Source organism: Kosakonia sp. WA-90, from assembly GCF_039871955.1.
Taxonomy (GTDB): domain Bacteria; phylum Pseudomonadota; class Gammaproteobacteria; order Enterobacterales; family Enterobacteriaceae; genus Kosakonia; species Kosakonia oryzendophytica.
Genome location: NZ_JBDPLJ010000004.1, coordinates 269,256 through 294,058, shown reverse-complemented (window position 1 = coordinate 294,058; position 24,803 = coordinate 269,256). Strand labels below are relative to the sequence as shown.

Here is a 24,803-nt window from a genome sequence, read left to right as displayed (position 1 = left end):
TGCGAGAATAAAAAGCAAAACGCCGCCAGCAAAGCCACTGTAATGGCTCTCTGTACGGCGTTTTAGTCGGTTTTTATAGAATCAGAACTGCATCAGTTCTGCTTCTTTATCCGCCAGCGCCGCATCCACTTTCTTGATGGCAGCATCGGTCAGCTTCTGCACGTCATCCTGTGAACGGCGATCGTCGTCTTCACTGATTTCTTTGTCTTTCAGCAGAGCTTTCACTTTATCGTTCGCGTCACGACGGACGTTACGTACAGCAACGCGTGCTTGTTCAGCTTCACCGCGAACAACTTTGATCAGATCTTTACGGCGTTCTTCGGTCAGCGCTGGCAGCGGAACGCGGATATCGCTCCCTGCGGAGTTCGGGTTCAGGCCCAAATCAGATGCCATGATGGCTTTTTCAACGGCCGGGCTCATTGAGCGATCGAACACGTTGATTTTCAGCGTACGGGAGTCTTCCACCGTTACGCTTGCCAACTGGCGCAACGGCGTCGGCGTACCGTAATATTCCACAACGATGCCATCCAGCAGGCTCGGGGAAGCGCGACCAGTGCGCACTTTGCTGATTTGAGTTTTGAACGATTCTACGCATTTTTCCATGCGCACTTCAGCATCTTTTCTGATATCGCTAATCACGTTACGGATCCTTGAAATCTTGTCGCAGGCAGACCATACACAGGCACGCCTGGTTGCGGGTGTGCTAAGTATAGCCCTGTTCAACATTCTGGCATCGTGAGATGCCAGAAAGAACGGCTCAATAAATTAAAGCGGAATCTTACCTTTATTTATTGCTTACGGGAATTATTCCGTAATCAATGTGCCTTCTTTTTCGCCCATAACCACGCGACGCAGCGCGCCGGGTTTGTTCATATTGAACACGCGAATCGGCAGTTTATGATCGCGGGCCAGCGTAAAGGCCGCCAGATCCATCACTTTCAGTTCTTTATCCAGCACTTCGGTGTAACTCAGTTGTTCACACAGCGTTGCAGTCGGATCGGTCACCGGATCGGCAGTAAACACGCCGTCTACTTTAGTTGCTTTCAGCACAACATCGGCTTCGATTTCGATACCGCGCAGGCAAGCTGCGGAATCGGTGGTGAAGAACGGGTTACCGGTACCGGCGCTGAAAATCACGACGCGGTTATTGCGCAACAGGCTGATAGCCTCCGCCCAGCTGTAATTGTCACAGACACCATTCAACGGAAACGCGGACATCAGACGTGCGTTTACATAGGCACGATGCAGCGCATCACGCATCGCAAGGCCGTTCATCACCGTTGCCAGCATACCCATGTGATCGCCCACAACACGGTTCATGCCTGCTTTTGCCAGTCCCGCGCCGCGGAATAGGTTACCGCCACCAATCACCACGCCAACCTGAACTCCCAGTTCAACCAGCTCTTTAATTTCCTGCGCCATACGGTCAAGAATGCTTGCGTCAATACCGAAGCCTTCGGATCCCTGGAGCGCTTCGCCGCTCAGCTTAAGCAGAATGCGTTTGTAGACGGGTTTTGCATTGGTAGCCATGTTTCTTTCCTGAGACTGTCAACAATTGGACGGATTAATACTGGCGCTATGATACGTCGCCTGTCAGCGCAAACACTAGCGTGTTGGCTGATTTTCAGATGAAGGGCATAAAAAGAAGCCGCCCTAAGGCGGCTCCTTTTTAGTGATTAAGACTGCTTGGACATTGCAGCAACTTCTGCTGCGAAGTCAGTCTCAACTTTCTCGATGCCTTCACCCACTTCGAAGCGGATGAAGCCTGTTACGTCAGCATTGTGCTCTTTCAGCAGCTGACCCACAGTTTTGCTCGGATCCATAACGAAAGGCTGGCCGGTCAGAGAAACTTCGCCGGTGAATTTCTTCATGCGGCCTTCAACCATTTTCTCTGCGATTTCTTTCGGTTTGCCAGACTGCATGGCGATGTCCAGCTGAACCTGGTACTCTTTTTCTACCACTTCAGCAGACACGTCTTCCGGTTTAACGAATTCCGGTTTGCTTGCAGCAACGTGCATAGCCAGCTGTTTAACCAGCTCCTGATCCGCGCCTTTAGCTGCAATCAGAACACCGATACGCGCACCGTGCTGGTAAGAACCCAGAACTTCGCCTTCCAGGGAAGCAACGCGACGGATGTTGATGTTCTCACCGATTTTAGCAACCAGTGCAACACGCTCTTCTTCGAACTGAGCTTTCAGAACTTCAACGTCAGTGATTTTGCCAGCAACAGCAGCATCCAGCACTTTGTTTGCAAATGCCTGGAAACCACCATCTTTCGCCACGAAGTCAGTCTGGCAGTTTACTTCCAGAATGATACCGTAGGTGCCGTCGATCTTAGTGATGATCACGCCGTCAGCAGCAACGTTGCCTGCTTTTTTCGCTGCTTTGATAGCACCGGATTTACGCATGTTTTCGATTGCCAGCTCGATGTCGCCGTTCGCTTCAGTCAGAGCCTTTTTGCAATCCATCATGCCTGCGCCAGTACGTTCACGCAGCTCTTTTACCAGGGATGCGGTAATTTCAGCCATTCTTTAATCCTCGGGAGAGATATGACCTGCCTGGTTCGGGGAACCAAACAGGCTTAAAAGTGAAAAAGGGGGCCATAAACAGGCCCCCTAACCAAACTCGGTACTACCTGCTCAATAAGGGGCTCAGAGAGCGTGCCTTATTACTCAGCTTCTACGAAGCTTTCTTCCGCCTGAGTAGCCAGATCCGAAGAACGGCCTTCACGAACGGTAGCAGCAACGGCATTCAGGTACAGGCTAACAGCACGGATTGCGTCATCGTTACCCGGGATAACGAAGTCAACGCCGTCCGGATCGGAGTTGGTATCAACGATAGCAAATACCGGGATACCCAGGTTGTTTGCTTCTTTGATTGCGATGTGCTCGTGGTCAGCGTCGATAACGAACAGAGCGTCCGGCAGACCGCCCATGTCTTTGATACCGCCCAGGCTGTTTTCCAGCTTGTCCAGTTCACGAGTGCGCATCAGCGCTTCTTTCTTGGTCAGCTTGTCGAAGGTACCGTCCTGAGACTGAGTTTCCAGGTCTTTCAGACGTTTGATGGACTGACGAACGGTTTTCCAGTTAGTCAGCATACCGCCCAACCAGCGATGGTTCACGAAGAACTGGTCGCAGTTCAGAGCAGCTTCTTTCACCGCTTCGCTTGCAGCGCGTTTAGTACCAACGATCAGGATTTTGCCTTTGCGAGAAGCAATTTTGTTCAGCTCAGCCAGGGCTTCGTTGAACATCGGTACAGTTTTCTCAAGGTTGATGATGTGAACTTTGTTACGCGCACCGAAGATGAACGGCTTCATTTTCGGGTTCCAGTAACGGGTCTGGTGACCAAAGTGAACACCAGCCTTGAGCATATCGCGCATGGAAACAGTTGCCATGTTTAAAACCTCTATATAAAAGTTGGGGTTATGCCTCCACGTATCCCATATTACCGACCCCGAAGGGCACCCCGGAATATGTGCCGATACGTGTGTGTTATTACACAAAGTGAGATTTGTGGCTCCCATCCCCAAACAGGAACGGAAGTCCGGCGCGCTTTATATCACAAAACACTGCCGGACACCAATAGTTGTTGACGCGGTGTGCTGTTAATGATTCTCAATTTGGCACAAAGCTTGCCCGACTGTTACCATGAACAACACTTATCCTGGTATAGTCGAAAAATTCGACACTGATGGACGCACTCCATGGCTATCTCAATTAAAACTCCTGAAGAAATCGAAAAAATGCGCATTGCCGGTCGTCTGGCCGCCGAAGTGCTGGAAATGATCGAACCGTATGTTAAACCGGGCGTCAGCACTGGCGAACTGGATCGCATCTGCAATGACTACATCGTCAATGAGCAACACGCGATCTCCGCTTGCCTCGGTTACCACGGCTTCCCGAAATCCGTCTGTATCTCTATTAATGAAGTGGTATGTCACGGTATTCCGGATGACGAAAAACTGCTGAAGGATGGTGATATCGTCAACATCGACGTGACCGTTATCAAAGACGACTATCACGGCGACACCTCCAAAATGTTTATCGTCGGCAAACCAACAATCCTTGGCGAACGCCTGTGCCACGTCACCCAGGAGAGCCTCTATCTGGCGCTGCGCATGGTGAAGCCGGGCATCCGTCTGCGTACCCTTGGCGCGGCTATTCAGAAATACGTAGAAGCGCAAGGGTTCTCCGTGGTGCGCGAATACTGCGGACACGGCATTGGTCGTGGTTTCCACGAAGAACCGCAGGTGCTGCACTATGATGCAGATGACGGCGGCGTTGTGTTACAGGCCGGTATGACCTTTACCGTAGAACCGATGGTCAACGCCGGTGATTACCGCATTCGCACCATGAAAGATGGCTGGACGGTGAAAACCAAAGATCGCAGCCTGTCGGCACAATATGAGCACACGATCGTGGTGACAGAAACGGGTTGTGAGATCCTGACTCTGCGCAAAGATGACTCCATCGACGCGGTACTGACGGCCGCTTAATCTCCGTCGTTACGCTCTTGTCTACGGCCCGCTCTGCGGGTCGTTTTTTTTGCCCTGCCAACCTCTTCGTCATACGTATAAACGACTTTTCATTTCTGACTATCTCTTTTACTTTGTTTTGTTAGTGATCCTCACTCCACACGGGTGGCTAATAATGAGCAATACCTTGTCAGAACAATTCGTCAACACCGTCAAACCCACCCTTCCCGGCCAGCCTGAGTATCCTGGCGTCTGGCCCCAGGACGCGCTGCAATGTGCGGGGATCAAAGCCCATATCGACGCCTTCCAGCGGTGGCTGGGGCATGTATTTGATGCCGGTATTTCCGCCGAGCAATTGATTGAAGCACGTACCGAATTTATCGATCAGCTGCTGCAACGCCTGTGGCTGGAGTACGGTTTTGGCAATATCAACGACGTCGCGCTGGTGGCGGTTGGCGGCTATGGTCGCGGTGAACTGCACCCCTTGTCTGATATCGATCTGCTGATCCTCAGTCGCCACAAACTGCCCGATGAGCAGGCGCAAAAGATTGGCGAACTGCTAACACTTCTCTGGGACGTAAAACTGGAAGTAGGTCACAGCGTGCGCACGCTGGATGAATGCCTACAGGAGGGGCTGTCGGATTTAACCGTCGCCACGAATCTCATTGAGTCACGTCTGTTGATTGGCGATGTGGCGCTGTTTCTTGAGCTGCAAAAGCATATTTTCAGCGACAATTTCTGGCCTTCGGAAACGTTTTTCCCGGCGAAAGTGGCCGAACAAAATGAGCGTCATCAGCGTTACCACGGCACCAGCTACAACCTTGAGCCGGACATTAAAAGCAGCCCCGGCGGCCTGCGCGATATTCACACGCTGCAATGGGTGGCTCGTCGCCACTTTGGCGCAACATCGCTCGATGAAATGGTCGGCTTCGGCTTCCTCACCGAAGCTGAACGTAATGAACTGAACGAGTGTCTGCATCTGCTGTGGCGCATCCGTTTCGCCCTGCACCTGGAACTGAACCGCTACGATAATCGCTTGCTTTTTGATCGCCAGCTAAGCGTCGCCCAGCGGCTGAACTATGTCGGCGAAGGCAACCAGCCGGTTGAGCATATGATGAAAGATTTCTTCCGGGTTACACGTCGTGTCACGGAACTTAATCAGATGCTACTCCAGCTCTTCGATGAAGCGATACTGGCGCTCACGGCTGATGAAAAGCCGCGTCCGATCGATGATGAGTTCCAGCTACGCGGCACACTGATTGATCTGCGCGATGAGACATTATTTATTCGCGAGCCGCAGGCGATTTTGCGGATGTTTTATATCATGGTGCGCAACAGCACGATTACCGGCATCTACTCCACTACCCTGCGTCATCTGCGACACGCCCGTCGCCATCTGACACAACCGTTATGCTACATCGCCGAAGCGCGCTCTATTTTCCTCAGTATGCTGCGCCACCCGGGGGCCGTCAGTCGCGGCCTGCTACCGATGCACCGCCACAGCGTATTGTGGGCCTATATGCCGCAATGGTCGCATATCGTCGGTCAGATGCAATTTGACCTGTTTCATGCTTACACGGTCGATGAACACACCATTCGCGTGTTATTGAAGCTGGAAAGTTTCGCTAAAGAAGAGACACGTAATAAGCATCCCTTATGCGTAGAGCTATGGCCGCGTCTGACCCATCCGGAACTGATTTTGATTGCCGCACTGTTCCACGACATCGCGAAAGGACGCGGCGGTGATCACTCCGTACTGGGGGCACAGGATGTGCTGAAATTTGCCGAGTTGCACGGTCTGAACTCCCGAGAAACGCAACTGGTTGCCTGGCTGGTCCGCCATCACTTGCTGATGTCGGTAACCGCCCAACGCCGTGATATTCAGGATCCGGAAGTCATCAAGCAGTTCGCTGAAGAGGTGCAAACGGAGAACCGGTTACGCTTCCTGGTCTGCCTGACCGTTGCGGATATTTGCGCCACTAACGAAACCCTGTGGAACAGCTGGAAGCAGAGCCTGTTGCGCGAACTCTATTTCGCCACTGAAAAACAGCTACGCCGTGGCATGCAAAACACGCCGGATATGCGTGAGCGGGTGCGCCATCATCAATTACAAGCGCTGGCGTTGCTGCGTATGGACAATATTGATGAGGAGCAGTTGCATCAGATTTGGGCGCGTTGCCGCGCCAACTATTTTGTGCGCCATAGCCCAAACCAGTTGGCATGGCATGCCCGGCACCTGCTCGCGCATGATTTAAGCAAACCGCTGATCCTACTTAGTCCTCAGGCAACCCGTGGCGGCACAGAGATCTTTATCTGGAGTCCCGACAGACCTTACCTCTTTGCCGCAGTATGTGCCGAACTCGACAGACGTAATCTCAGCGTCCATGACGCGCAGATCTTCACCACCCGTGACGGCATGGCAATGGATACCTTTATTGTGCTGGAACCGGATGGCAGCCCGCTCTCCGCCGATCGTCACGATGCCATCTGCTTTGGTTTAGAGCAGGCTATCACGCAACACACCTGGCAACCGCCACAGCCACGACGTCAGCCAGCCAAATTGCGTCACTTTACCGTCGACACGGAAGTGAATTTCCTGCCGACCCATACCGACAGAAAATCCTTCCTTGAATTGATTGCACTCGATCAACCCGGCTTGCTCGCACGCGTTGGCCAGGTGTTTGCCGACCTTGGAATTTCGTTGCACGGGGCGAGAATTACAACAATTGGTGAACGAGTAGAAGATTTATTTATAATCGCAACCGCCGACCGGCGTGGCCTTAATAATGCGCTGCAAAAGGAGGTGCAACAACGGTTGACAGAGGCCCTCAATCCAAACGATAAAGGGTGATGATTTTTTTACACAGATGGAAAGAGCTTAACAATGCAGCAGTTACAGAACGTTATTGAAACCGCTTTCGAGCGTCGCGCAGAGATCACCCCGGCCAATGTGGATACCGTTACCCGTGAAGCGGTCAACCAGGTTATTGCTCTGCTCGATTCCGGCGCCCTGCGCGTCGCAGAAAAAATCGATGGTCAATGGGTCACTCACCAGTGGCTGAAGAAAGCGGTTCTGCTCTCTTTCCGCATTAACGATAACCAGGTTATCGACGGTGCAGAAAGCCGCTACTTCGATAAAGTGCCGATGAAATTCGCCGACTACGATGCAGCGCGTTTCCAAAAAGAAGGTTTCCGTGTCGTGCCGCCGGCTGCGGTTCGTCAGGGTGCGTTTATCGCCCGTAATACTGTACTGATGCCGTCGTACGTTAATATCGGTGCCTATGTCGATGAAGGCACCATGGTGGATACCTGGGCAACCGTAGGGTCCTGTGCGCAGATTGGTAAAAACGTTCACCTCTCCGGTGGCGTGGGAATCGGTGGCGTACTGGAGCCATTACAGGCAAACCCGACTATCATTGAAGATAACTGCTTTATCGGCGCGCGTTCCGAAGTGGTGGAAGGTGTTATCGTTGAAGAGGGGTCGGTTATCTCCATGGGCGTGTATATCGGTCAGAGCACCCGTATTTATGACCGCGAAACCGGTGAAATTCACTACGGCCGTGTACCGGCGGGTTCCGTTGTGGTTTCCGGCAATCTGCCATCCAAAGATGGCAAATACAGCCTCTACTGTGCTGTTATCGTGAAAAAAGTCGATGCGAAAACGCGTGGCAAAGTGGGTATCAACGAACTCCTGCGCACCATCGATTAAGTCTTTCCCCTCTCCCTTTTCGGGAGAGGGTGACCTGTCCCGCCTTTTTAGTACGCGCAGGTGGAAAAAATAGATTTTTTCGTTAATTATTCATAGGTTATGTTGAGCTTAAGGGTACCGCTATGTACGATAATCTGAAAAGTTTAGGCATTACCAATCCCGATGAAATTGATCGTTACAGCCTCCGCCAGGAAGCGAACAACGATATCCTGAAAATCTATTTTCATAAGGACAAAGGCGAGTTTTTTGCCAAGAGCGTGAAGTTTAAATACCCGCGTCAGCGTAAAACCGTGGTCGCTGACGGTGTCGGCCAGGGGTATAAAGAGGTTCAGGAGATCAGCCCTAACCTGCGCTATGTCATTGATGAGTTAGATCAAATCTGCCAGCGCGATCGTACCGAAGTGGATCTGAAACGTAAGATCCTTGACGATCTGCGTCACCTTGAAAGCGTGGTTACCAACAAGATCAATGAAATTGAGTCGGATCTTGAGAAATTAACGCGCGGGAAATAACCGTGTCGTGCTTACCCGGTCTGCGGAGCCTTTCCACAGGCCGGGTAAGAAATATCAAATCAACGTTGCTCGTCCAGTTGCAGCGCCACATACAGTAGTAGCCTGTCATCGAAATTCCCTAAATCCAGCCCGGTCAGTTCAGAGATGCGATTGAGACGGTATTCCAGCGTGTTGCGGTGGATAAACAGCGCCTTGGACGTTGCCAGCGGCTGTACGTTATGGCGGAACCAGGCCGATAAAGTGCGCCTGAGCAGGCCATTGTTGTCCATCGCTTTTAACCGTGACAACGGGCGCGCCAGCTCATTCGCCTGCCAGCCGCCACGTAAACTGTCCAGCAATACTGGCAACATCAGATCCTGATAAAAATAGCTGCGGTTTTCCGGCATCCGCTGTTTACCCACCATCATCGTGGTGCGCGCGGTACGGTATGAACGGGCGATACTGCCAGGACCAGTAAAATAGTTGCCAAGTGCAACACGAAAACGCAGTTGGCCGTTCTCTTTCATGCGGGTAATCAATTGCTCAACGCGCTTGCGGTGATCTTCCGCGTCCCAGCGACCAAACTGATTGAGCGCCGGTTTGAGCACCACCATCTCCGTTAATGAGACAATCGCGATAAGGTTGTTGCGTTCCGGCGTAGTCAGCGCATTTTGCAACTGCTGCAATTCGGCCATGGCACTATCAACGCCCAGTTGACCACTGTCGACTTCCACGACCGCGACCACGCGCGGCTGGTTTAAATCGATACCCAAGCGCTGCGCCCACTCAGTTAATGCGGGCGTATGCTCTTCCGCCTGGATCAGGTTCATCACCAGCTCTTCACGTAAGCGGCTGTCTTGTGCCAGCAGATGCATCAAACGGGATTGTTCCAGCATCATCTCAGCGGTCATACAGACCAGTTCGCCATATTTGCGCAACGTTTCCGGTTCGCCGGTCAAACCGATAACGCCGACAATTTCGCCTTCCAGTCGTAGCGGCAGATTGATCCCCTGACGTACGCCATGCAAGTGACGCGCGACCGCATCATCAATGTCCACCACGCGGCCCTGGGAGAGAACTAACAGCGCACCTTCGTGCAATTCCCCAATTCGTTCGCGATCGCCGCTACCAATGATGCGACCACGTGCATCCATGACGTTAATGTTTGTATCGATGATGCGCATCGTGCGCGCCACGATATCCTGTGCCATTTTGGTATCAAGGTGCCAGCCAGCCATGTAACCCTCCCGTTAGCAGAGCCCAAGCATATGGGAGAAAACCATAGCGCGCACTGTGCATATGCACAAAGCAGCATTCAGAAGTATGGAGTTGTGGAAGGCTTCACAAAACAGAAGGAGCCCCTCTCCTCGCAGGGAGGAAGAGGGGTTTTACAGATTACTGCATCAGCAGATAAATGGAGGTATCGCCACGCTGAATATTCAGCGCCAGTACAGACGGTTTGCCGTCGAGGATTTTGCGCAACTCAGCGATATTTTTCACCGGCTGCTGGTTAGCACCGATAATCACATCCCCTTTTTTCAGGCCAATCTGCGCCGCAGGGGTATTCGCTTTCACTGCGTTAACCACCACGCCAGCATCTTTGCCTTTGTTGCTCATTTCCGCGCCTTCAATACCGCTGAAGATGGTGCTGGAATCCACCTGGTTCTGGCTGCTCTGCTGTAATTCCAGCGTGATATTCACCGGTTTGCCGTCACGCAACAGGCCAAGAGCAACTTTACTGCCAATTGGCATTGAACCCACTTCCGCACGCAGTGCGGCGAAGCTGCTAATCGGTTTGCCATTCAGCGAGGTGATCACATCACCCGCCTTGATACCCGCTTTCGCGGCGGCGGAATTCGGCATCACCTGGCTGACAAACGCCCCGCGTTGGGCATCGACTTTCATCGCTTTCGCCAGCTCGGAGTTCAGTTCAGTCCCCATAATCCCCAGCTCACCACGGCGTACCTGGCCGAACTCAACCATCTGGCCGGTCAGGTTTTTCACCATATTACTCGGGATGGCAAAACCGATACCAATGTTGCCGCCGTCCGGCGCGAGGATTGCGGTGTTAATCCCGATCAGTTCACCATTCAGGTTGACCAGTGCACCACCGGAGTTACCCCGGTTAATCGCCGCATCCGTTTGGATAAAGTTTTCGTAGTTTTCAGCATTCAGCCCGCTGCGGCCAAGCGCGGAAACAATCCCGGAAGTCACCGTCTCACCCAGACCGAACGGGTTACCAATCGCTACCGTATAGTCACCCACGCGCAGGGCGTCAGAATCCGCCAGCTTGATAGCGGTCAGGTTTTTCGGATCCTGAATCTGGATCAGGGCGATGTCGGAACGCGGGTCTTTACCCACCACTTTAGCGTCAAATTTACGCCCGTCGCTCAACTGAACCTTAATGGTATTGGCGTTATCCACGACGTGGTTGTTGGTCACAACATAGCCTTTGGCGGCATCAATAATGACCCCGGAGCCCAATGCCATAAATTTCTGCTGCTGACCACCGCCGGAGCCATCTTGCCCACCCTGACCGCCCTGACAGAATGGCGAGCCCTGGAACGGAGAACCGTCCTGGCAGAACGGTGAATTATCACCAAAGAACTGCTGGAAGTTACGTGGCATACGCGGGGTATTCACCGTCGTGCTGCCTTCTACGTTAATACTCACCACCGAAGGCATCACTTTTTCCAGCATCGGCGCAAGGCTCGGCATTTGTTGCGACGGGGTAGCTGAAGATGCTGTTTCCGCCGCCGTAGCTGACAGAGGAGACAGCGCTAAACTTAAACTCAAGGCCAGTGCACTCATTGCTAACGTGGTTTTTTTCATGTGTCTCTATCTCATTACCGATTAACGCAAACAAACTGCTGTGTATGTACCACTCAGAGTCGATTTATAGCCTGAAGTTCCGGGATGTCGTTTCGGCAAAAAGTAAAAATTTATTGTCGTTCTTTACAAAACAACGGGGTTATTCCACTGCCATCAAACGACGATATTCATCCCAAGAATATAAATCAGTCATACCGCTGATATAATCCTGAATCAATCGACAACGATGATAATACTCCAGCACCGGATACTCCGCCGAATCGGGCGATAATTTACTGACCGCTTCTACATACGCTAATCGATGGCGCGTCGACAGTTTATGAAACAGACGCGATGCAATCGGAAAGCGGCGCAGACGCTCCTTTTCCACCAGCTCAGTAAAATCCGCCAACGATAATTGTAACAACGGGCGGTAAATATCCAGCAACCCACTGATGACGCGATAACCTTGTAATTCAAGCTGCTCAACGTCCGGGTGGCTGAATACATGTTTAATGGCGACATTTTTATATAATTCAAGTAGCTGACTGAATCCGCTATCATCCTCCAGCAACGCATGGTTGAATTCACCGCTGAAGATTTGGGGCAGGTTATCAATAAAGCGCTGTGCAGCGTAGGGCACCAGCTTATTAAGGGTATTGACCCGCAGATACATAAAGAATTGATCTTCCGCACTGCGGCTCATGGAATTCACACGGGATTTATCCCAGGCATTTTCGACCACCTGAGCAAACAACGAACCCTTTTCATGTGTTCCCCAGGCATCATAAAGATGCTGGTAAAGTTGTTCCGCCGTGAAAATACGTTTTTCTACCGCATCCTCTAAGTCGGCGACGCAATAAGAAATATCATCAGCGGCTTCCATTATCCACGTCAAAGGGAAGCGGCTGTAAGTATCCAGGTTTAATTCTTTACGTAAGCGCTCAACATAGGCTTCTTCGCTGAAATAATAACCTGGTTTTTTCATTAAATAGCTGTGCGACGTTGGAGGAGAACCAACCCACCATGCAGGGCGCGTATATTTTAATATGCAACCGACCTGCGCCCATGTCAGGTTCATTCGCATCAGCGTATGCACCAGGCGGATCCCCTGCGCGTTTCCTTCAAAATGGCTTAAATCCTGACGAACTTTTCTACGTAGCGCATTTAACCCATCTTCGCCTTCATGCAGGCGCAACACCGCCACTTCACAGCGATCGTCCGATAACGGTTGACCGAGCGCATCTTCCGGCGCCAGCCGCTGATGGAACCAATCATTAATTGCCGCCTCGCCAAAATGGCCGAAAGGTGGGTTGCCAATGTCATGCATCAGGCACGCCATTTCAACAATGCTTTCAAACGGTCCGGTCAGTTCATCCAACCCGTAAGTTTCCAGCAACTTCAGTTCTTTCAGGCGGCTAAGGATTTCTTTGGCGATGTAGCGTCCCACCTGTTGTACTTCCAGGGAGTGGGTAAGGCGTGTACGTACCGCGGCATTGCGTTCCAGGGGGAAAACCTGCGTTTTTTGTTGCAACCGCCGAATGGCCGGGGAGTTGATGATGCGCCCGCGATCGCTTTCAAAAATACGCAGGATTTCACGCTCAGTTTTCACGCCCTGCGGCGAACGATAGCGACGGTGCCAGTTTATTTTGTTGCGAAAGTCGATCTCTGCCATTTTCTCTCCTGTGCGAAGCGTCACGGGATATCATGCAATTGTGTATGCCATGATAGACTATGCCCTGAAAACGTAATTCTGTCTTATCACATTAGCGAGTATCTCCATGAAAATTGGCATTATTGGTGCAATGGAAGAAGAAGTTACGCTGCTGCGTGACAAAATCGAGAACCGTCAGACCCTGAATATTGGCGGGAGCGAAATCTACACCGGTACGCTGAATGGCACTGACGTTGCACTGCTGAAGTCGGGCATTGGCAAAGTCGCTGCTGCCATGGGCGCAACGTTGCTGCTGGAGCGCTGCCAGCCGGATGTGATTATCAATACCGGTTCTGCGGGCGGTCTGGCGCCAACGCTGAAAGTAGGCGATATCGTGGTGTCTGACGAAGCGCGTTATCACGATGCCGACGTGACGGCTTTCGGTTACGAGTACGGCCAGTTACCGGGCTGCCCGGCGGGCTTTAAAGCCGATGATAAACTGATTGCCACCGCAGAAGCCTGTATCGCGCAACTGGATCTGCACGCCGTGCGCGGTTTGATTGTCAGCGGCGATGCCTTTATCAATGGTTCAGTGGGTCTGGCGAAAATCCGCCACAACTTCCCGCAAGCCATCGCCGTGGAAATGGAAGCCACCGCCATTGCGCATGTTTGCCATAACTTCGGCGTGCCGTTTGTTGTGGTTCGCGCCATCTCCGACGTGGCAGATCAACAGTCGCACCTGAGCTTTGATGAGTTCCTGGCCGTCGCGGCGAAACAATCCAGCCTGATGGTAGAAACCCTGGTGCAGAACCTGGCGCGTGGCTAATCGTTCACTCGGGGCGCTTGCCGCCCTGCTTATTCTGCTGCCGGCGTGGCTGTTCGCCGCGCCGCGCGTGATTTCGCTCTCACCGGCCAATACAGAACTGCTGTTTGCCGCAGGGATTACGCCTGTCGGCGTGAGCAGTTATTCCGATTACCCTCCCGAAGCCGCGCATATTGAACAAGTCGCCAGTTGGCAAGGCATCAACCTCGAACGCATTGTCGCATTGAAACCCGACATGGTGCTGGCGTGGCGCGGAGGCAACACCGAACGGCAGGTCAATCAACTGAAGCAGTTTGGCGTTACCGTGATGTGGGTGGATGCCATCACCATCGAACAAGTTGCAGAGACGCTGCGCGCGCTTGAGCCCTACAGCCCGCATCCTGAGCAGGCCCGACAAGCGGCGCAACAGCTGATGGCACATTATGACGAATTGAAAGCGCGCTATGCAAACCAGCCGAAAAAACGCGTGTTCCTGCAATTTGGTGCACAGCCGCTGTTCACCAGCGGGCAAGGTTCGATTCAGAACGAGGTGCTGGAGCTGTGCGGCGGCGAAAACATCTTTGCCGCCAGTCGCGTGCCCTGGCCGCAGGTCAGCCGCGAGCAAGTATTAGCCCGCCAGCCGCAGGCGATTGTGGTCGCCGGAGAGGCGCGTGAAATTCCCAATATCGAACAATTCTGGCATAGCCAGCTCGATGTACCGATTATTTCTCTACACAGCGACTGGTTTGAACGCGCAAGCCCGCGTATTATCCTCGCCGCTCAACAACTCTGTACTGCCCTTGCGCAGGTGAAATAACCGGGGAATTCACATGCTCGTCTACTGGCTGGATATTATCGGCACTGCCGTGTTTGCCATCTCAGGCGTCCTGCTTGCCGGAAAATTGCGGATGGATCCGTTTGGCGTGCTGGTGCTCGGCGTGGTTACCGCAGTTGGCGGCGGGACGATCCGCGATATGGCGCTGGCGCACGGGCCGGTATTCTGGGTAACCGATCCTACCGATCTGGTGGTCGCCATGGTGACCTGCATGCTGACCATTATTCTGGTGCGTCAGCCGCGCCGCCTGCCGAAGTGGATACTCCCTGTGCTGGACGCCGTAGGTCTGGCGGTGTTTGTCGGGATTGGCGTGAATAAGGCCTTTCTGGCCGAAACCGGGCCGCTGGTCGCCATCTGTATGGGCGTTGTCACCGGTGTGGGCGGCGGGATAATCCGTGACGTTCTGGCGCGGGAAGTGCCGATGATCCTGCGTACCGAAATTTACGCCACTGCCTGTATCGCCGGCGGCATTGTGCATGCGACTGCGTTTCACTTTTTTACCATTCCGCTGGAAACAGCCAGTATGCTGGGCATGGTGGTTACGCTGGTGATTCGTCTGGCGGCCATTCGCTGGCATCTGAAGCTACCGACGTTCGCCCTGGATGAACCGGGCCGATAACAAAAAAGCCGTGTCGATGACACGGCTTTTTATACCTGCCGGGTTCGTTAAATACTGAACGAAGAACCGCAGCCGCAGGTGCTGGTCGCATTCGGGTTGGTGACCACAAAGCGGGAACCTTCCAGACCTTCGGTATAATCAACCGAACCACCTACCAGATATTGCAGGCTCATGGGATCAACCACCAGGCCAACGCCCTGTTTCTCAATGGTCATATCGCCATCGTTGATTTGATCATCAAAGGTAAAACCATACTGGAAGCCACTGCAACCACCACCGGTGATGTAGACACGCAGTTTCAGGTTTGGATTTTCCTCATCTGCGATCAGGCTTTTTACTTTGTTGGCTGCTGCATCGGTAAACTGCAGCGGCAACGCTACGTCATCACTCATGTCTTGCTCCCATTGCTACTGCGATCCGGGCAAATAGTCACCCGATCATTGTTGGCTATTATCCAATACGCTATTAAATCGTTCAAGTATTCTCCCGCCGCGACGCCTCAACACCGGCCGCCTCCTGCCTGGCAAGCGTACGTGCCAGGATAGCGGAATAGAGCGGTTTGCCGCCAAGGAACTGTGCTAACAGTGTCGCACCGAGACAGGTGATAATCATTGGCAGAATAAGCTGATAATTGTCTGTCATTTCCAGAACCAGCACGATCCCGGTCAGCGGCGCGCGTAACGAAGCAGCCAGTAACGCGCCCATGCCCGCGACGGCAAACGTTGCTGCATCCAGTTGATAGTGCGGAAAAAGATCTGCACTCGCACTGCCGAAAGCCATCCCCAACACCGTACCCAGCGACAGCATCGGCGCAAATATTCCCCCCGGTGCACCCGAACAGAAACACAGCAGCGTCATGGCAACACGGATCAAAAAGAGTAATAGCAACACCCCAACAGTATAGTTCCCGGCTGCCGCTATCGGGATCAAAGCAAAACCCCCACCGGAAAACGCCGGGGCAATCAGCCCCAACACGCCGCAAGCACCACCGATAAGCCCACCGATCAGCACCCAGCGGGTCGTCTGGCCACCATGAATACGTTGAAAAAGATCCTGAGTACGCAGCACCAGCGTATTAAACAAAGGCCCTACGCAGCCAAAAATCATCCCCAGCACCAGATAGAGCCAGAGTGTGTTGACCGGCGCATTACTAAGTTTGCCAACATCAATGACCGCGGCTTCGCCATTAAACAGGCGAAACACAATGCTCGACATGATCACACCGGTGAACACGGCTTTAATGGAGATGAGGTTGTAGTGAAACTGGGAGCGCATCTCTTCAATAATAAAAAGGATCCCAGCCAAGGGCGCATTGAACGCGGCTGACAAGCCTGCCGCTGCACCGGTCGCCAGTAGCGTATGGCGCGCCTCTGCACTGCGCATACGGAACAGATCCGCCACCATGCGGCCAATATTACCGCCAATCTGCACCGTCGGGCCTTCCCGGCCAAGTACCATGCCTGCGCCAAGTGTTCCCATACCGCCGATAAATTTAACCGGCAGTACGCGCCACCAGCGTACCGGACGTAACTCTTCCAGTGCGCCTTCAATTTCCGGAATACCGGAACCGCCAGCCTCCGGCGCAAAGCGGCGAACCAAAAAATACCCCACCATCGCCAACAGAGCGGAGCCAATGAAAGCCAGTGACCAGATCTGCCACGCGTTATCCGCCACCTGGGCGAGCGCGCCAGTCCGGGTATTGATGACGAAATTGACCGCTTTTTCAAAAGCGACGCCCACTAATCCAGTCAGCGTTCCCGCGACGGCAGCCATTATTAATATCGCCAGCGGCGTTTTATCGCGTTGCAACAAGTGACGCAAAATATTCCTGCGACGCCGACGTTCCACTTGCTGCTGTTCAAATGAGGTGGTTTCAGGAGTCATAGATGAGAAAAGATAAGACAAATACAGCGGGCATTGTAACGAACCGGGGTTCCCGCGTCGCGGCTAAAATCCCTGCAAAATATGTCATTCCACCGGCCAGGGCGTGCATAACCTTCCTGTAATCACATAGAATGACGGGCATTGATTTTTCCACCAACCAGGAATGAAAACATGAGTAAGTCTGAAAACCTCTATAACGCAGCGCGTGAATTGATCCCGGGCGGAGTCAACTCACCGGTTCGCGCCTTTACCGGCGTGGGTGGTACGCCGCTGTTTATCGAGCGTGCTGACGGCGCTTATTTATACGATGTCGATGGCAAAGCCTATATCGATTATGTCGGCTCCTGGGGGCCAATGGTGCTGGGGCACAACCATCCGGCCATTCGCAATGCGGTAATCGACGCCGCCAGCCGCGGGCTGAGCTTTGGCGCACCGACTGAAATGGAAGTCAAAATGGCGGAACTGGTGACAGAACTGGTGCCAACGATGGATATGGTGCGCATGGTGAACTCCGGGACGGAAGCGACTATGAGTGCGATTCGCCTGGCGCGCGGCTTTACCGGTCGCGATAAAATCATCAAATTCGAAGGCTGCTACCACGGGCACGCGGATTGCCTGCTGGTAAAAGCGGGATCCGGCGCGTTGACGCTGGGCCAGCCGAACTCACCTGGCGTTCCGGCGGATTTCGCCAAACATACCCTCACCTGCACCTACAACGATCTCGCTTCCGTGCGCGCAGCCTTTGAACAATATCCGCAGGATATTGCCTGCATTATAGTTGAGCCAGTGGCAGGCAATATGAACTGCATTCCGCCACAGCCGGAATTCCTGCCAGGCCTGCGTGCGCTGTGTGATGAATTTGGCGCACTGCTGATCATCGATGAAGTGATGACCGGTTTCCGTGTGGCGCTGGCCGGGGCGCAAGCGTACTACGATGTGACACCGGATCTGACCTGCCTTGGCAAAATCATCGGTGGCGGCATGCCGGTCGGCGCATTTGGCGGTCGCCGCGAGGTGATGGATGCACTGGCACCCACCGGCCCGGTTTATCAGGCGGGAACACTGTCCGGTAACCCGATTGCGATGGCGGCGGGCTACGCCTGTTTAACCGAAGTGGCTCAGCCTGGCATCCACACTACCCTGACCGAACTGACCACCCAACTGGCCAATGGTCTGCTTGATGCCGCTCAGCAGGCAGGCATCCCACTGGTTGTGAACCATGTCGGCGGTATGTTCGGCTTGTTCTTTACCGATGCGCAAAGCGTGACCTGCTATCAGGATGTAGTGAAATGCGATGTTGAACGTTTCAAACGGTTCTTCCATCTGATGCTGGAAGAAGGCGTTTACCTTGCGCCGTCTGCGTTTGAAGCGGGCTTCATGTCTGTCGCACACAGCGAAGAAGATATCGACAATACTATCGATGCCGCTCGCCGCGTATTCGCGAAACTCTGATGTTCTTTCCCCTCACCCCACCAGGGAGAGGGGGAATATTAACGGCTCTGCTTTCTCAACAAATAGATAAAGTACGGCGCGCCAATGAAGGTCGACAGCAACCCTGCCGGGATCTGATACGGAAATAACATCATCCGCCCGCACCAGTCGGCAAAGACCAGCAACATGCCCCCCACCAGTGCTGAAATCAGCATATGCGGCATCGTGCGGCGAAAACCCATCATCCGTGCAATATGCGGTGCCATCAGCCCGACAAAGCTCAGCGGGCCAATGGTCATCGTCGCCGTGGCCGTTAAGGCCGCAGCCAGCAGCAGTAGCGCAACACGCGATGATGTTAGCGCCATTCCCACTGCCCGAGCGGTATTTCCCCCCAGCGGTAAAATCATCAGCCAGCGACGGCACAGCGGCGTCAACGTCAGCAACACCACCATCATCGCACTGGTGCGCCATACCTGCTCACCGGAGGCGTTATAGGTTGAACCGGAAATCCACGTCAGGATCGCCGTCATTCGCGGGTCGCCGCTGGCCTGCATCATCATCAGCAGCATGGTAAACGCCGTGCTTAACGCCATACCGGCCAGTAACATGCGGTGCGGTGAAAACCCGCCGCGCCCGGCAGAAACCATGATAATCAGTAGCGTCGCCGCGGCACCAAGACTTCCGGCGGGCATCAGCCAGCCAAAGGCGTTCCCCGGCACGAAAAAGAGCATCAGCACCACGCCAAACGCCGCACCGGAGCTGATCCCCAGCACTTCCGGGCTGGCCATCGGGTTACCGGTCAGGCGCTGAATAATGCAACCCGCAACAGCCAGCATGATGCCAGCAGTGAGTGCCGCGATGATGCGCGGCCAGCGCCACTCCAGAAGGTCATTCAGTAACGCACCACTGGCCCAGTGCCAGCCTTGCGCATCCCGACCGAATGCCAGCGCCCCCCACATCACCAGCAACAGCAACACCAGCCCCCCGAAGGCAAACCCCGGCACGTGCTGACGCTCAGCGGGAACGTTATCCCCGGCGTTCATCGCGGGTGCGCTCAAGCTGCGCAGGCGCGGCAACAGCCACAGCAGCAACGGTGCGCCAATCAACGCGGTCACGGAGCCGGTGGAGATCTCCATCCATACCCGGGTCAGCAACCAGACCAGTTGATCGGAAAGCCACAAGATGAGCGCGCCAATAAACGGCGACAGCACCAGTCGCGCCAGTAAACGGCGAGCGCCGAGCATTTTTGCCAACAGCGGCGCAAACAGGCCGATAAAACCAATAATCCCCACCGCATTCACCAGTAAGGCACTCAGGGCGATCGCCAGCGTCAGCGCCGCCAGCCGGGCCAGCGACAAGGCCAGTCCGAGGTTACGTGCGACACCATCATCCAGCCCCATCAGGGTCAGCGGACGCAGCAGCAACAACGTTAATAGACCGCAGCCCGCCAGTTGTGGCCACAGACGCTGCACCATGCTCCAGTCGGTCTGAGTCAGCGTACCGGTGCTCCATAAGAACATGCTTTGCAGCTGATCGTGATGAAACAGCGCCAGCAACTGGTTGATTGCTCCGCAATAAAGACTCACCACCAGCCCGGCAAGGATCAGTGTCACCGGCGATAACCGTTTGCCCCAGGCCACGCCAAACACCAGCGCGCCCACAGCGCACGCACCCGCCAGTGCAGCAAACTGCAAAGCCAGCACGCCCGGTATCGCCCACAGTGTGGTGACGGTGATCCCCAGTTGAGCGCCGGTCGCCACGCCAAGTGTGGTCGGTTCCGCCAACGGGTTGCGCAATACTTGCTGGAACAACACGCCCACCAGCCCAAGACCCGCCCCCACCAGCAGGGAAATTACCAGCCTTGGCAGCAAGCTGTAGTGGAACAGCATTTGATCGATACGGTCTATGTCTGGCGCACGCAGCGCCTCACCCCACTGCGCTCGCGGCAACGCAATGTTTAAATTGGACCAACTCAGCCCTGCGGCGATAGCAAATAACAGCGCCAGTAGCAGTATCGGGAAAAGGGAGAGACGACGACTCATGCCTTCCCTCCCAGCGCGTTATCCAGCACACGAGTAAAGTGCATCGCTGACAGCGTCGCACCATAAAACCAGACAGCCGGCACGCGCTGGAAACGTCCGGAACGCACAAAAGGCATCGCCTGCCAGAGCGGCGTCGCCATCAGCTTGCGCATATCCTGGTCATTGCCGTGATCGAAACAGAGCACATCCACATCGTTGTATTCCGCCAGCCTGTCGATACCCACTGCCACACTGCCCCAGAAGCTGGTTTCACCATGCCAGGCATTACGAATTCCCAGACTATCAAGCACTTCCTGGAACAGGCAGTTCGGACCAAACGCCAGTACATGGCGGGGATCCAGCAGCGTGATCATCAGCAACGGGCGGTTGCCACGGCGGGCGAAATGCGGTTTTGTCCCGTCGATCAACGCATCAAACGCATCCAGATGTGTTTTCGCAGCCGCTTCCCTGTTCAGCAACTGCGCCATCTCGTTAAGGGAGTGGCGCGCCATCGTGAGCGGTTTTTTACCATCGCTGAAGGTGAAACCACGCCCTGGGGCAATACGCGCCAGTTTGGTTTCTGACGGGCCATAGCCTGCGGACCAGACAAGATAAGAGGGCTTCATCTGCGTCAGCAGTTCGAGATTAGGCTCTGTCCGCAGCCCGATATCGATCACCGCGTCAGGCAGTGCGGGTTCGTTAACCCACACGTTGTAATTATGCACATCTGCCACGCCATAGGGCGCAACGCCGAGCGCCAGCAGTAACTCAACGGGTAGCCATTCGAGGGCAACGATACGGTGCGGGTCGACAGACGCCGCCTGCGCGTTGCGCATGTTCCACAGTAAGGGAGAGAGCGCCATCGCCGTCAGCAGGCGACGACGGCTAATCTGAGGTAATTGGGCCATTAGTAGACAAAACTCACCGGTGCGGCGCCGGAAGGGTGCGGCAGGATGCCCATCGGGATGCCATAAATGTGTTCAAGCGTGTCGGCGCGCATTAAGTCATCCGGTATCCCTTCCGCGATCATTTCACCGCCGCGCAGTGCCACCAGATAATCGCAGTATCGCGCCGCCATATTAATGTCGTGCAGGACGGCAATCACCGTTAACCCACGCTGCTGACTGAGACGATGCACCAGCGCCAGCACATCAACCTGGTGCGCGATATCCAGCGCGGAAGTCGGCTCATCAAGCAGCAGGCAACGGCTATCCTGCGCCACCAGCATGGCAATCCACGCGCGCTGACGTTCACCACCGGAAAGGCTGTCCACCAGGCGATGCGCCAACGGTTTCAACCCAACCAACGCTATCGCTTCTTCAACTTTTTCCCGGTCAGCAATACCAAAACGCCCCAACGCACCGTGCCACGGATAACGACCAATCGCCACCAGCTCACGTACAGTCATCCCTTCCGCCTGCGGCAGTTGCTGAGGAAGATACGCCACCTTGCGGGCAAAGGCTTTACTGTTCCAGCTCGCCAACGGCTGCTCATCCAGCAGAATATCGCCGCCGGAAGGTGGCTGATGACGGCCCAACATTTTGAGCAGCGTGGATTTGCCGGAACCGTTATGACCAATCAACCCGGTGACTTTTCCGGGGGGAAAACGCAAAGATAACGGGTGGAGCAGCGTACGACCGGGTACGCTAAAGCTCACTCCGTTCAGTTGAAATGTCGTGTCGGGAAGCGTGTTCTTTTCCTGCATAGTAGCCAACTTGTCAAAGGGCACGGCGAACCGTGCCCGAAGAGAGATTAGAAGCGGAAGGTTGCTGTCGCCACTACCTGACGCTCTGCGCCCCAGAAACAGCCATAGGCCTGGAAGCAGCTGGAAACATAATCGCGATCAAGCAGATTGTTTACGTTCAAAGCAACACTAGAACCCGCCATACCCAGACGAGCCAGGTCATACTTGATAACAGCATCCATCACCGTCGCACTGCCCACTTTGAATGCGTTATCCGGTGCGCCGTAACTTGAACCGATGAAGCGTCCTCCAGTGCCCAGCGTCAGGCCAGACAATACGCCAGAATGGAAGGTGTAATCGCCCCACAGGGATCCCATGTTGCGCGGCACCTGCTCGACATGATTACCCTTCAGATTGGTATCTTTGGTGTATTCAGCATCGATATAGGTATAAGACGCGGTCACATTGATATTGGCATTCAACGCTGCTTTCGCTTCCAGCTCCACACCACGCGAACGCACTTCCCCTGATGGAACCTGTAACGTCGTATTATTCGGGTCGGTAGTCAGCGTATTGGTCTTCGTCAGCTGATACACCGCTCCACTGAGTACGATCGGCATATCTTTCGGTACATAGCGAATACCGGCTTCATACTGCTCGCCTTTTGAAGGAGCAAAAGCCATACGCGGCGTGCTATAGAGATCGAATGCATTCGGTTCGAAAGACTGGCTGTAGCTGATATAGGGCGCAATACCGTTATCAAAGAGATAGTTAACACCACCACGCCAGGTGAACTGGTGGTCATTGCGATCGACAGAACCCCCATCGGCACGTACGGTCGTCTGCTGATTTGACCAGTCATAACGACCACCCAGCGTAAAGACCCACTTATCCCACTCCGCCTGGTTTTGGGCGTAGATCCCGGTCTGTTTGGTTTCGTTCAATTGGTAAGGCGCGGCATCACCAAAAGTGAAATCTTCCGGTGTATAAGGATTATAGAGGTCGATAGACGGTGCACTACCAAATGTCGCATTGATATCGTTACGCATGCGCATGAAATCAACGCCGGTCAGCAGAGTATGTTCAACTGCACCCGTGGAAAATTTACTCTGTAACTGCGTATCGACGCTGAAGTTCTGGAGACGCTCATTATCGACAACAGTGCCGCGATTAAGGGTATGCCCATCGGCCGCAATACCTGTACCGTATACGCTCTGCTGATCTGTTTTCATCTCAGAGAAGCGCAAGTTCTGGCGCAGGGTAAAGGTGTCATCGAAACCATGTTCAACGCTATAACCGACCATTTTCTGGTTACGGGAATAAGTGTTGTTCTTCGCGCCTTCATTGAAGTCAGTACCAATACGGCTACCGTTCGGCAACGGCTGAACAGTTCCTTCTTTCGGCAACCATCCGTAGTAGCCAGTTTGTGGCTCATTCTGGAAGTAAGAGAGGAAAGTGAAACGGGTTTTATCGTCAGGACGCCAGGTAAAAGAGGGCGCGATAGCATAACGTTTTTGCTTCGCATTAACCTGCTGCTGATCGTTAGAACGGGCGACACCTGTCAGACGGTAGGAAAATTCACCGTTATCATCCAGCGCATCGCTGAAATCAAACCCTGTCTGGTACAGATTATCCGTCCCCATCTTGAACTGGACTTCGTGCAGCGGTTCTGTAGTCGGACGTTTGCTAACCATGGAAATAATGCCACCCGGATTACTCTTCCCATAGAGAACAGAAGTCGGCCCACGCATCAGTTCAACACGCTCTAGCATATAGGGATCGATGACTGCGTCGTTGTAGAAGTTACCCTGCAGTTTCAATCCATCCAGATAATTGTTCTGGCTGAGGCCAACAGAGGTAAACCCGCGGATACTCACAAAGTCATAAGTATTGGACGAGCCGCGGTTACTCACGACAACGCCGGGTGTATAGCCTAACGCCTCTTTTACTGAAGCAGGCTGGCGGATTTGCATCTCTTCGCTGGTCACCACGGAAACAGACTGCGGGGTTTTCTCCAGCGGCGTATCCGTTTTGGTGGCGGTCGCAGAGTGTTTCGCCGCGATCGTCGCCGCCGGCCCCCATGCGCTCTCCTGCGGGGCAGCGGTGGTGACGGTGATGGTCTCTTCTTTTTGGGTCGTTGCTGCCTGTGCATAAACAGACATGCCGCTAACCGCTGTGGCTACAACCACTGCGATTTTACGCAGCGAGGTGTTGACTGGCTGAGCAGTATTGGGACGCGCCATTGTTTTCTCTCTGGATCAATGAGTGAATGATAACGTAAACGATAATTATTATTATGACCGCAGCATAATAGGCGAACGGTTGCCTGTATAGCAAGCAACGCGCCGTCTGAACGGGCTTAAAGGATGAAGAAATAACCAGATAGAA

General features: G+C 53.8%; 21 protein-coding genes. 8 read left to right on the top strand and 13 right to left on the bottom strand.

What is annotated here, in order from left to right:
• Positions 1-81: 81 nt before the first annotated feature.
• The 4 genes from frr to rpsB form a co-directional block, all read right to left on the bottom strand.
• The gene (gene frr / locus ABGA49_RS10215; protein ID WP_061497569.1) at positions 82-639 is read right to left on the bottom strand and encodes a ribosome recycling factor; all 558 of its coding nucleotides are present in this window, start codon (positions 637-639) and stop codon (positions 82-84) included.
• Between the two features lie 165 nt (positions 640-804).
• On the bottom strand, positions 805-1,530 hold the full coding sequence (pyrH, locus tag ABGA49_RS10210; protein ID WP_061497572.1) for a UMP kinase: 726 nt from the start codon (positions 1,528-1,530) through the stop codon (positions 805-807).
• Positions 1,531-1,676: 146 nt separating this feature from the next.
• Complete coding sequence (gene tsf / locus ABGA49_RS10205; protein WP_061497573.1) at positions 1,677-2,528, bottom strand: translation elongation factor Ts; 852 nt, start codon at positions 2,526-2,528, stop codon at positions 1,677-1,679.
• A 140-nt stretch (positions 2,529-2,668) separates the two neighbouring features.
• Positions 2,669-3,394, bottom strand: a complete 726-nt coding sequence (gene rpsB, locus ABGA49_RS10200) for a 30S ribosomal protein S2 (protein ID WP_061497575.1) — start codon at positions 3,392-3,394, stop codon at positions 2,669-2,671.
• 309 nt (positions 3,395-3,703) lie between these two features.
• On the opposite strand from rpsB, the gene map reads away from it, so the two are divergent.
• The 4 genes from map to ABGA49_RS10180 all read left to right on the top strand — a co-directional run bounded on the left by map (position 3,704) and on the right by ABGA49_RS10180 (position 8,695).
• Positions 3,704-4,495 carry a type I methionyl aminopeptidase gene (gene map, locus ABGA49_RS10195; protein WP_061497578.1) on the top strand — a complete coding sequence of 264 codons (792 nt, stop codon included), beginning with the start codon at positions 3,704-3,706 and terminating at the stop codon, positions 4,493-4,495.
• Positions 4,496-4,649: 154 nt separating this feature from the next.
• Positions 4,650-7,325: a bifunctional uridylyltransferase/uridylyl-removing protein GlnD gene (glnD, locus tag ABGA49_RS10190; RefSeq protein ID WP_061497579.1), complete on the top strand. Its 2,676-nt coding sequence runs from the start codon at positions 4,650-4,652 to the stop codon at positions 7,323-7,325.
• Between the two features lie 33 nt (positions 7,326-7,358).
• Positions 7,359-8,183 (top strand): 2,3,4,5-tetrahydropyridine-2,6-dicarboxylate N-succinyltransferase, encoded by an 825-nt coding sequence (gene dapD, locus ABGA49_RS10185; RefSeq protein ID WP_061497581.1) that lies wholly within the window; start codon positions 7,359-7,361, stop codon positions 8,181-8,183.
• 122 nt (positions 8,184-8,305) lie between these two features.
• Positions 8,306-8,695 carry a DUF3461 family protein gene (locus tag ABGA49_RS10180; RefSeq protein ID WP_017457991.1) on the top strand — a complete coding sequence of 130 codons (390 nt, stop codon included), beginning with the start codon at positions 8,306-8,308 and terminating at the stop codon, positions 8,693-8,695.
• A gap of 59 nt (positions 8,696-8,754) precedes the next feature.
• Here ABGA49_RS10180 and cdaR read toward each other — a convergent pair whose 3' ends face one another.
• From cdaR to dgt, 3 genes are all read right to left on the bottom strand, one after another.
• A complete protein-coding gene (gene cdaR / locus ABGA49_RS10175; RefSeq protein ID WP_061497583.1) occupies positions 8,755-9,912 on the bottom strand; it encodes a DNA-binding transcriptional regulator CdaR in 1,158 nt (385 codons plus the stop codon).
• A 157-nt stretch (positions 9,913-10,069) separates the two neighbouring features.
• Positions 10,070-11,506, bottom strand: a complete 1,437-nt coding sequence (gene degP, locus ABGA49_RS10170) for a serine endoprotease DegP (RefSeq protein ID WP_061497584.1) — start codon at positions 11,504-11,506, stop codon at positions 10,070-10,072.
• Positions 11,507-11,645: 139 nt separating this feature from the next.
• Entirely contained in the window at positions 11,646-13,160 is a 1,515-nt protein-coding gene (dgt, locus tag ABGA49_RS10165) for a dGTPase (protein ID WP_088237408.1), read from the bottom strand.
• A 106-nt stretch (positions 13,161-13,266) separates the two neighbouring features.
• On the opposite strand from dgt, the gene mtnN reads away from it, so the two are divergent.
• The 3 genes from mtnN to ABGA49_RS10150 are packed head-to-tail and all read left to right on the top strand — an operon-like array spanning position 13,267 to position 15,395.
• Entirely contained in the window at positions 13,267-13,965 is a 699-nt protein-coding gene (gene mtnN, locus ABGA49_RS10160) for a 5'-methylthioadenosine/S-adenosylhomocysteine nucleosidase (protein WP_347665509.1), read from the top strand.
• Positions 13,958-14,758, top strand: coding sequence for a vitamin B12 ABC transporter substrate-binding protein BtuF (gene btuF, locus ABGA49_RS10155; RefSeq protein WP_347665508.1), 801 nt, complete (start codon positions 13,958-13,960; stop codon positions 14,756-14,758). Before mtnN ends, btuF begins: the two co-directional genes overlap by 8 nt.
• A 13-nt stretch (positions 14,759-14,771) precedes the next feature.
• Entirely contained in the window at positions 14,772-15,395 is a 624-nt protein-coding gene (locus tag ABGA49_RS10150) for a TRIC cation channel family protein (RefSeq protein ID WP_061497592.1), read from the top strand.
• Positions 15,396-15,442: 47 nt separating this feature from the next.
• Here ABGA49_RS10150 and erpA read toward each other — a convergent pair whose 3' ends face one another.
• Complete coding sequence (erpA, locus tag ABGA49_RS10145; protein ID WP_023480429.1) at positions 15,443-15,787, bottom strand: iron-sulfur cluster insertion protein ErpA; 345 nt, start codon at positions 15,785-15,787, stop codon at positions 15,443-15,445.
• An 82-nt stretch (positions 15,788-15,869) separates the two neighbouring features.
• Positions 15,870-17,279 (bottom strand): H(+)/Cl(-) exchange transporter ClcA, encoded by a 1,410-nt coding sequence (clcA, locus tag ABGA49_RS10140; RefSeq protein WP_088237407.1) that lies wholly within the window; start codon positions 17,277-17,279, stop codon positions 15,870-15,872.
• Between the two features lie 171 nt (positions 17,280-17,450).
• Here clcA and hemL point away from each other — a divergent pair, with 171 nt between their 5' ends.
• A complete protein-coding gene (hemL, locus tag ABGA49_RS10135; protein ID WP_061497595.1) occupies positions 17,451-18,731 on the top strand; it encodes a glutamate-1-semialdehyde 2,1-aminomutase in 1,281 nt (426 codons plus the stop codon).
• A 38-nt stretch (positions 18,732-18,769) separates the two neighbouring features.
• Here hemL and fhuB read toward each other — a convergent pair whose 3' ends face one another.
• Genes fhuB through fhuA form a run of 4 tightly spaced genes read right to left on the bottom strand, consistent with a single transcriptional unit; the run spans position 18,770 to position 24,658 of the window.
• The gene (gene fhuB, locus ABGA49_RS10130; RefSeq protein WP_347665507.1) at positions 18,770-20,752 is read right to left on the bottom strand and encodes a Fe(3+)-hydroxamate ABC transporter permease FhuB; all 1,983 of its coding nucleotides are present in this window, start codon (positions 20,750-20,752) and stop codon (positions 18,770-18,772) included.
• Positions 20,749-21,639: a Fe(3+)-hydroxamate ABC transporter substrate-binding protein FhuD gene (fhuD, locus tag ABGA49_RS10125; protein ID WP_088237405.1), complete on the bottom strand. Its 891-nt coding sequence runs from the start codon at positions 21,637-21,639 to the stop codon at positions 20,749-20,751. The genes fhuB and fhuD overlap by 4 nt, the downstream gene beginning before the upstream one ends.
• Positions 21,639-22,436 carry a Fe3+-hydroxamate ABC transporter ATP-binding protein FhuC gene (gene fhuC / locus ABGA49_RS10120; RefSeq protein ID WP_061497602.1) on the bottom strand — a complete coding sequence of 266 codons (798 nt, stop codon included), beginning with the start codon at positions 22,434-22,436 and terminating at the stop codon, positions 21,639-21,641. The genes fhuD and fhuC overlap by 1 nt, the downstream gene beginning before the upstream one ends.
• A gap of 47 nt (positions 22,437-22,483) precedes the next feature.
• Positions 22,484-24,658: a ferrichrome porin FhuA gene (gene fhuA, locus ABGA49_RS10115; protein ID WP_347665506.1), complete on the bottom strand. Its 2,175-nt coding sequence runs from the start codon at positions 24,656-24,658 to the stop codon at positions 22,484-22,486.
• Positions 24,659-24,803: the final 145 nt, after the last annotated feature.